This window comes from Vibrio sp. 1F263 (genome assembly GCF_041439035.1).
GTDB lineage: Bacteria > Pseudomonadota > Gammaproteobacteria > Enterobacterales > Vibrionaceae > Vibrio > Vibrio tasmaniensis_A.
Genome location: NZ_JBGONI010000091.1, coordinates 1 through 3,554, shown reverse-complemented (window position 1 = coordinate 3,554; position 3,554 = coordinate 1). Strand labels below are relative to the sequence as shown.

At 37.6% G+C, this 3,554-nt stretch carries 4 protein-coding genes; all 4 read right to left on the bottom strand.

The genetic code is table 11. From position 1 onward, the window contains the following. Nucleotides 1–238: 238 nt before the first annotated feature. A complete protein-coding gene (locus tag ACED25_RS23055) occupies nucleotides 239–964 on the bottom strand; it encodes a hypothetical protein (RefSeq protein ID WP_049843906.1) in 726 nt (241 codons plus the stop codon). Between the two features lie 109 nt (nucleotides 965–1,073). After that, nucleotides 1,074–1,724 (bottom strand): hypothetical protein, encoded by a 651-nt coding sequence (locus ACED25_RS23050; RefSeq protein ID WP_371696226.1) that lies wholly within the window; start codon nucleotides 1,722–1,724, stop codon nucleotides 1,074–1,076. Nucleotides 1,725–1,872: 148 nt separating this feature from the next. Beyond that, a complete protein-coding gene (locus ACED25_RS23045; protein ID WP_371696225.1) occupies nucleotides 1,873–2,721 on the bottom strand; it encodes a hypothetical protein in 849 nt (282 codons plus the stop codon). Between the two features lie 154 nt (nucleotides 2,722–2,875). Continuing rightward, the gene (locus tag ACED25_RS23040) at nucleotides 2,876–3,430 is read right to left on the bottom strand and encodes a hypothetical protein (protein WP_371696224.1); all 555 of its coding nucleotides are present in this window, start codon (nucleotides 3,428–3,430) and stop codon (nucleotides 2,876–2,878) included. Between the last annotated feature and the right edge of the window lie 124 nt (nucleotides 3,431–3,554).

The following is a 3,554-nucleotide window of genomic DNA, read 5'->3' as shown; positions in this document are numbered from 1 at the left end:
GACGACATTACTTGCTTCATCTATGCGGTAACACTATCCCCTAAGCAACAAGAAAGGCTCTGATAATACAGGAGAGAAACTTCTACGTTTTAAATTGACAGTGGGGGTCATATCAACGCCGCGTTAAGTGGTAAGCAACGCCAACCACCCTACCTAAACCATTGTGACATAAACACTTAACCCAAAGTAAGCCGAAAATGCCAAGCGTTGGGAATCCGTCTTGAACGCTTTGTTAAATTCATTTTTCTAGCGTACCGTAGACCCTTTCATACGATTCAACTAAGTCCAAAGTGGTTTGCCTTAGGACGAAAAAACAATTTGTGAAATCCGAAATATTGTTGCTGCGCCCATTTAAGACTATCGCGACGGTCGGATCAGCGAAGTTGTCAAAAAAATTTGAGTTGAAATGTTTGTAAAATGCAACTTGCATATCTTGGTCAAGAAAGTCGAGATATGCTGACAATGAACTCTGCAAGTGTAACGCCTTTGGAGGAAAGTCATTAAACAGATAAAAGTGAAGGTCACGCTCGTGTACAACACCATTTCCGTCAATATATCGCGTACCTTTAACTTTGGTAACAAACGTTTTGTTGTTCAAGTAACCTGATAACTCATCTTCGGAGGGAAAAGTGGTGAACTTTTCATGAGGTTGCTCAGCTAAGACTCGAAACATTAAAACAGTTTGGTTTCTAACTGAACCAACAATCTTCTTCGCTATTTCTTTCGATTTGTTAATTCTATCTGCTTCAAGTTTAACCGATGTCATTATATAAAAAATATACCCAGCAACGACCGACATAGATAAGTTACTGATAATATCTGCAAGCTCTGCACCTCCAGGAAAGAGCTCTGTGACATCAAAAAACACAACATCCAACAAAATCACGACTGCAAGCGCTATAAAGGCAAGTAAGCTTACTAGCATATTTTGCTTTAGCGCATACCAAAATGCTTGAGATACCACGATATTCCTCTATGAATTTAACGCCGCGTTAAGCGGACTAAAATTGTGGGTTATAATGTGTAGCGAAGCGAAACCTAACCCACTGTTTTAGTTCCGTTTAAACGCCTTGTTAACTCTCTGTTCTATATTTAAATTTTTCCATTCTGGTGTTGGTGATATCATTAGGAATGGTTCTGACGATAAATGCTTCTAAATTATGAATCAATGAAGGGTCAACTTCATATGCCGAAAAGTAAAAAGCTAAGTCATGTAAGTAAACATTTGTTTTTTGTATTTGTACTGGTTTTTCATTTGCGGGGTAGAAAACACCTCTATTAGGATGTGATGCTAAGTAAACATTCTGAGAGGCACGATCTCTATTAAATGCATTTTTCATTTCGAGCCAAAGGCCTTGTGTTTCAGTTTTTCCTGCATATATAACCTTGCCAGCTGAATCATAAAAAAAGTAGATACCTTGAGTTGTCTCCAATTTATTTCGAATTTGATCAAACCTAGTTTCCCCGCCTCTAGTAGTCGGTATGATTTCCCAAGATGCACCTCTTTTTGATTCTGCATGAGTTATTTCAAAAAACTCAACTAATGGTTTTATAGAGTTAACAAGAGTATCTTCAGAATGATTTTTCATTGCATTTTTTATCATTGATACAATTTGCTTGTCTTTAAATTCAGAGTCACCCTTAAGAATCTTTTTGAAGGTGCCAACTTTAAGACCAAACAATTCAGACAATACTTCTAAATCATCAATCTCTAATTCTTTCATTACAAGCGCTAATATATTGCTACTGTTCAAATTGATACCCTAAGAGAGTTAACGCCTTGCTAAGCTGTGAGTGAACGTGTGCTATGTTTGAGCGCAGCGAGTTCGGCACGCGTTTACGAATCAGACTTAAGCAATTTGTTAGGCATTGTTACCACACCAACTTCCCACTTCCATTTTTTTTCGCCATAAGATCCAAAATTTCTTCTTGGTATCTACGAACTTTAATGGGGATGAAACTAAAGTCAGCGTTATTACCATCATCATCTGAACAATGCCCTGTATATAGCCAAACCTCTGGAAACTCTAACGTTTCACAATACGCAGAAACACTGGGTAAAGCAGCATAAAAGTCGTCCATTTCAAGTGTCATACTACGATTATCGATGACAATAACAGTTTGCTCTTTTCCTACATGCTTCTTAGCTGCTTTTTTTGAGATGCTTTGTATTAGAACCTCTTGCGCCGTTTTGACTTCAGTGGGCAATTTACTAATAAATAAACTTCTCTCTTCTGAATACAAAGGGTTAACCACTAGATCATTTTCATCAATGTCTAATCGAGTAAAGTCCTTGACTACATCATGGATACCCTTATTTGGGAAAAGTTTATCTAATTTTATTAGCTCGTGTAGTGGGATTCTTTTCTCTAGTTTCCACTTAGTGAAACGTTCTTCACTAGAGTGGTTGTTGAACACTTTATATGACTCAGCAATGGATGTTATCTCGATATTAAACGTTGATTTTTCATTCGTTTCAACCCGAAAATCCCAGGGTTGGTCTCGTGAAATTACATTAAAACCTACATCTGACTTGATGAAGTGCCTAACTAAATGACGCATATAATGTGTGAAAATCAAGGTTTCTCTATGAAATGGGTCAATGACGTCCAGAATGACTTTCTCAACAGTACTTCCATCCCTTTTGATGAAAAACATACGCTTATAGTTGTTCTTATCTTTCAAATCACACTCAGGATAGAAACTGCTTCTAATTGTCATCAATTACTTACCTCTAAGCATTAAATGCCTAACGCCGCGTTAAGTAGTGAGCAACACTACCACCTTACTAAACCATTACACCGTAAACACAAAAATCAACCTAAACTGAAAATGCCGAGTGTTGCGAATCTGCCTTAAATGCTTTGTTAGCCAGCTACTGACGACTACGTTTGATTCGGTCGTAAGAATAACTCCCCACAACTCCTGCAACACTTGCTTGTACGAACCAAACACCAACATCTACGATCCAATTTGTAATCATTGGAACGTGTGGGTGAATTAAATTAAATAAGTATTCCCCAACACCAGATAAGTAAATGACTGGTGTCACAAACAATGTTGTAGCTAAGATGGTTCCAAACATGAACGTTGTCACCAGTTTTTTAGCAAGTGGAACATTCTGTTCAATTAACGAACTATTCTTGTTCATCCATAAAGCCAAAAAAGTACGTAACACTCCCAGAGCTACAATTATTGTTAAATAAAAATTCACACCGCTTGAACTTGTAAGCTCATTAACTCTTTCGGTTATATTTGATTCTAGAGCTATAGCTAAAAGCATGTTAAATATCACTAGAGATACGCCCAAAATGCTAATAACTCGTCGAGCTAGATACCAATTTTTCAAATGTATATGGCTATCTTGCCTAGTTACACTACTTTTTCGAGGAGTGTATTTTTTAGTTCTTTTCTTTTTATTTCGACTCATTCCCAATGTTACTCCTGCGGGCTAACGCCAAGTTAAGTGGTGAGCGGTGCGTGCCATGTTTGAGCGTAGTGATCTGCTCCAGCAGGACTGGACACTACATTAAGCGACATTTCGTTGTTCAAAG

Coding starts and splice junctions, on each gene's coding strand:
- ACED25_RS23045 (WP_371696225.1), bottom strand. CDS start 2,721: ATGACAATTAGAAGCAGTTTCTATCCTGAGTGTGATTTGAAAGATAAG.
- ACED25_RS23050 (WP_371696226.1), bottom strand. CDS start 1,724: ATGAAAGAATTAGAGATTGATGATTTAGAAGTATTGTCTGAATTGTTT.
- ACED25_RS23040 (WP_371696224.1), bottom strand. CDS start 3,430: ATGAGTCGAAATAAAAAGAAAAGAACTAAAAAATACACTCCTCGAAAA.